Below are 4,437 nucleotides of genomic sequence, written 5' to 3' on the forward strand. Positions count from 1 at the left end.
GCCGACCGCCATCAGCCGCTCGCCGACATTGGCGCCGGCCGACACCGTCATGCGCAGGCCGTCGGCCGGGTTCTGGTGGACAAACCCCCAGTCGGTGCGCATCAGGAAGCGGCGCTCGGCCTCACTCATGCGGTAGAGCTCGCGGAACTGGCCGTCGCGCATGCGGTAGCTGGCGCTGCCGGAGGAGGGCAGCAGCCGCGTCGACAGGCAGTTGAGCAATGTCGTCTTGCCGGAGCCGGACTCGCCGACCACAGCCAGGACTTCGCCCGGCCACAGGTCGAAGGAGACGTTGTCGCAGCCGACGCGCGAGCCGTAGAATTTGGAGAGCGCCGAGACGCGCAGCAGCGGTTCGTCGGTCATTGCGCCGGCTCCATTTTTTCCGAGGCAAGATGGTTCTCTGAAGCAAGGTGGCCGTGATGGCCGTCCGCCCGCCGCTTCTCGCAATGATCCGTGTCGGAGCAGACGAACATGTGGCCTCCATGGTCGTCGAGGATGACCTCGTCGAGATAGACATTCTCGGCCGCGCACAGCGCGCAGGGCTGGTCGAAGGTCTGCACCTCGAACGGATGATCCTCGAAGTCGAGGCTGACCACTTCGGTGAAGGGCGGCACCGCATAGATGCGCTTTTCGCGCCCGGCGCCGAACAGCTGCAGCGCCGGCGAGCGGTGCATCTTGGGATTGTCGAATTTCGGCGTCGGCGACGGGTCCATCACATAGCGGCCCTCGACCTTGACCGGATAGGCATAGGTGGTGGCGATGCGGCCGTGTTTGGCGATGTCCTCGTAAAGTTTCACATGCATGAGGCCGTATTCTTCCAGCGCATGCATTTTCCGCGTTTCGGTCTCGCGTGGCTCGAGGAAGCGCAAGGGTTCCGGGATCGGCACCTGGTAGACCAGCACCTGGCCCGCCGTCAGCGGATGCTCGGGAATGCGGTGACGGGTCTGGATGATGGTGGCGCTGGCGGTGTCGGTCGTCACCGCGACGTTGGCGACCTTCTTGAAGAAGGCGCGGATCGAGACCGCGTTGGTGGTGTCGTCGGCGCCCTGGTCGATCACCTTGAGCACATCGTCTGGGCCGATGATCGAAGCGGTGACCTGGACGCCGCCAGTGCCCCAGCCATAGGGCATCGGCATTTCGCGCGAGGCGAACGGCACCTGATATCCCGGGATGGCGATGCCCTTGAGGATCGCGCGGCGGATCATCCTTTTGGTCTGTTCGTCGAGATAGGCGAAGTTGTAGGTGGCGATGTCGGTCATGATGCGACCTCAAATCCCTTGGCGTAGCGCGCCAGCCGCTCATTGAGCGTGCCCGTGTGCAGTTCGAACATGTGGTTGTCGTCGTCGTAGAAATAGATCGAGCGGCCCTCGCCCTCGACGCGCGGGCGCGGCGGGCGCATGTCGAGGCCGAGCTTGCCGATGCACTCGGCATAGTGGTCGAAATCGGCGTCATCGATCTTGAAGGCGATGTGGTTGTAGCTGCGCTCCGGCAAGGGCTCGCCCTCCATGATGGCGACCCAGATGTCGCCGATCAGGAAGAATTTTTCGCGCGACACCGAGAACTGCTCGGCATCGCTGGCATAGATTTCGCGTGCGTCGAATACGCCCTCGAGGATCTTGGTCATCCGCTCGAGATCGCGGACGATGAAGGTCATGTGGGAAAGCCCTTCGATCATTCCGCGGCCTCCCGCTTCTCTTCGACCTTCACGGGGTTTTGGTGGGCGTCGTGTTCGGCGCGCATGCGGCGCACGAGGTCGAGTTCGGCCTGGAAATCGACATAGTGCGGCAGCTTCAGATGCTCGACGAAGCCGGTCGCCTGGACATTGTCGGAGTGTGAGATGACGAACTCCTCGTCCTGGGCCGCGGCGACGACATCCTCGCCGAGCTCCTTCGCGCGCAGCGCCCGGTCGCAGAGCGCCATCGCCATCGCCTTGCGCTCGCTCTGGCCGAAGACCAGGCCGTAGCCGCGGGTGAACTGCGGCGGCGCCTTGGCCGAGCCTTTGAACTGGTTGACCATCTGGCATTCGGTGATGCGGACAGTGCCGAGCGGGACAGCGAAGGGCAGTTCGGGAACGTCGAACTCGAGCTCGACCTCGCCGATGCGGATCTCGCCGACGAAGGGATGGTTGCGGGCATAGCCGCGCTGGGTGGAATAGCCGAGCGCCAGCAAAAAGCCCTCGTCGCCGCGCGACAGCGCCTGCAGGCGGATGTCGCGCGCCATTGGGAATTCCAGCGGCTCGCGGGTGATGTCGCCGGGGACATGGTCCTGCGGCATGTCGCCATCCGGTTCGATCAAGCCTTCGCGGGCGAGGATGGCCGAAACGCGCGGCATGGCTTGCGCTTCCGTCTCGCGCAGCAAGGGCTCGGCGACCTCGGCCCCCGCGGCAAGCTCGGGATCGAGCAGTCTGTGCGTGTAGTCGAAGGTGGGCCCGAGCAATTGGCCGCCGGGCAGATCCTTGTAGGTCGCCGACACGCGCCGCTCGACCAGCATGGTGGCGGTGTCGATCGGCTTGGAGTAGCCGAAGCGTGGCAGCGTGGTGCGATAGGCGCGCACCAGGAAGATCGCCTCGATCATGTCGCCGCGCGCCTGGACGATGGCGAGCGCGGCCAGCTCCCGATCGTAGAGCGAGCCTTCGCTCATCACCCGGTCGACGCCGAGCGCCAGCTGCTCGACGATCTGGTCGAGGCGAAGCGCCGGCACCGAACGGTCGCCGCGCCGGCGGTCGGCAAGCAGGCTGTGGGCGTTGGCGATTGCGGCTTCGCCACCTTTTACCGCGACATACATCTTACGCCTCCATCGTCTTGATGCGCGTCGTGCGCGGCAGGCAGGCAATGCCGCCTGATGTGACGAGGATGATGTCGACGCCACGCGGAAAGCGCTTGATGTTCTGTTTCCACTGCTCGACGAAATGGCGCGGCATCTGTGCCGGCGCGATCGTGGCGCTGGTTTCGATGCCGGGACCTTCGAGCAACAGCGGCGTGCCGGAGACGAGATCGCCGACTTGCAGGATCAACGTGGTCGAACGGTCGGGATAGTCCTGCGTGCCCTGCGAAAAACCATCAAGCGACATCATCTCGGCCGGGGCCGCGATGAAGGCGAAATGCGCATCGGCCGGTGTGTTGGCCACGGGCGCGCCAGTGTGGAACCCAAGCCAGGATCTGATCGCGGCGGAAGCTTGCAGGGCCTGGTCGAGCCAGAGCGGGGTGTCGTTATCGCACAGCGCCAGTGCGATGGCGCCGGCGGTCGCCGAGAGCGGCGCCGGCGGGCGGGCGAAGGCCGGCAGCGGCTGCACGCTGCCCGGCCGAGCCATTGCGTCCATGACGGCGCGGAACACGGTCTGGGCGTCGAAGACCGGATCGGCGAAACCGCCCTCGATCGATTGCGCTGCAATGTCCATCAGTCTTCTCCGCGAACCATGGTGAAGAAATCCACCTTCGTTGCCGCCGTCTCGGCGCGGCGTTTTTCATGCGCTGCGGTTAGAGCCGACCGCAGGGGCGCTATCAGCCCGGTCTCGACCTCATTGCGGCGGGCAGGGTCCTGCCACAGCGCGTCGGCGATGGCCGCCAGCTTCGCCTTCTGCTTGTCGCGGCCAAGCGCATAGCAATGGCCGACCTGACCGGAGGGCAGCCGGACGGTGGCGCGGGTAACGGTCGCCTCGCCGACATTGAAAGGGGCGCCGCCGCCGCCGATGCGGCCGCGCAGGGTGACAAGGCCGGTTTCGGGGCCGCGCAGCAACTCGGCGTCCGAAGGCAGTCCGGCCTCATTCCAGAGCCGTACGATGTCATCGCCGCTGGATTGCGCAAGGGTTGCCATGGCGGCCTTGCGCTCGGCCTGGTCGCGGGCTTCCTGTCCTCGCATAAGCTATCGTCCTCGTGGCTAAATTTGTCTATTGATATAGACAACTATACAAATTATACCTATTATCTAGCGCGTGTCCATGACGGGTGGATGACAGCGATAGAAGACTGGGCGCTGGAAGGTGGGGGGCAATGAGGGTCGGGCGGCTGTCAGCGGACGGCATCGAGCGGCGCAGTGGCGTTTCGCTGTGGCGGCAGATTGCCGACAAGATCCTGCATGCGATCGCCATCGGCGATTTCACGGAGAATGCAGCGCTGCCGCCGGAGGTGGCGCTGGCAGAACGCTATGGCGTCAACCGTCACACGGTGCGCAGCGCCATATCGGCCCTTGTAAGGGAAGGCGTGCTGCGGGCCGAGCAGGGGCGCGGCACCTTCGTGCTGTCGCGCAAGCGGCTGTCCTATCCGATCGGGGCGCGCACACGCTTTTCGACAGGACTGCAAGGGCAGACGACGGAACGGCACATCGTCCTGCTCGCCTCGTCGGTCGAGCCGGCCAGCCAGCGCGTCGCCGAGGGACTGGGTCTTCCCAAGGGAGCCGATGTGATCCGGTTGGAAACGCGCGGCGAAGCCGACGGACGGCCGG

Annotated in this window: 7 protein-coding genes; 1 reads left to right on the top strand and 6 read right to left on the bottom strand. The window is 65.3% G+C overall.

The window, feature by feature from the left end; translation table 11 throughout:
* The 6 genes from EN893_RS20330 to phnG all read right to left on the bottom strand — a co-directional run.
* On the bottom strand, positions 1-360 hold a 360-nt coding region (locus tag EN893_RS20330; protein ID WP_128361729.1), incomplete at its 3' end, for an ATP-binding cassette domain-containing protein.
* Entirely contained in the window at positions 357-1,256 is a 900-nt protein-coding gene (locus tag EN893_RS20335) for an alpha-D-ribose 1-methylphosphonate 5-phosphate C-P-lyase PhnJ (RefSeq protein ID WP_127267989.1), read from the bottom strand. The genes EN893_RS20330 and EN893_RS20335, both read right to left, overlap by 4 nt.
* The gene (fosX, locus tag EN893_RS20340; protein ID WP_127267990.1) at positions 1,253-1,672 is read right to left on the bottom strand and encodes a FosX/FosE/FosI family fosfomycin resistance hydrolase; all 420 of its coding nucleotides are present in this window, start codon (positions 1,670-1,672) and stop codon (positions 1,253-1,255) included. The genes EN893_RS20335 and fosX overlap by 4 nt, the downstream gene beginning before the upstream one ends.
* A complete protein-coding gene (locus tag EN893_RS20345; protein ID WP_127267991.1) occupies positions 1,669-2,781 on the bottom strand; it encodes a carbon-phosphorus lyase complex subunit PhnI in 1,113 nt (370 codons plus the stop codon). Before EN893_RS20345 ends, fosX begins: the two co-directional genes overlap by 4 nt.
* Position 2,782: 1 nt before the next feature.
* Positions 2,783-3,394 (bottom strand): phosphonate C-P lyase system protein PhnH, encoded by a 612-nt coding sequence (gene phnH / locus EN893_RS20350; RefSeq protein WP_127267992.1) that lies wholly within the window; start codon positions 3,392-3,394, stop codon positions 2,783-2,785.
* Positions 3,394-3,855 carry a phosphonate C-P lyase system protein PhnG gene (phnG, locus tag EN893_RS20355; protein WP_127267993.1) on the bottom strand — a complete coding sequence of 154 codons (462 nt, stop codon included), beginning with the start codon at positions 3,853-3,855 and terminating at the stop codon, positions 3,394-3,396. The genes phnH and phnG overlap by 1 nt, the downstream gene beginning before the upstream one ends.
* A 131-nt stretch (positions 3,856-3,986) precedes the next feature.
* Between phnG and phnF the strand changes: the two genes are divergently transcribed.
* Positions 3,987-4,437: phosphonate metabolism transcriptional regulator PhnF (gene phnF, locus EN893_RS20360; protein WP_128361730.1), on the top strand; the 451-nt coding region annotated here is incomplete at its 3' end.

The sequence above is a fragment of the Mesorhizobium sp. M7A.F.Ca.CA.004.04.2.1 genome (assembly GCF_004022825.1).
Classification (GTDB): domain Bacteria; phylum Pseudomonadota; class Alphaproteobacteria; order Rhizobiales; family Rhizobiaceae; genus Mesorhizobium.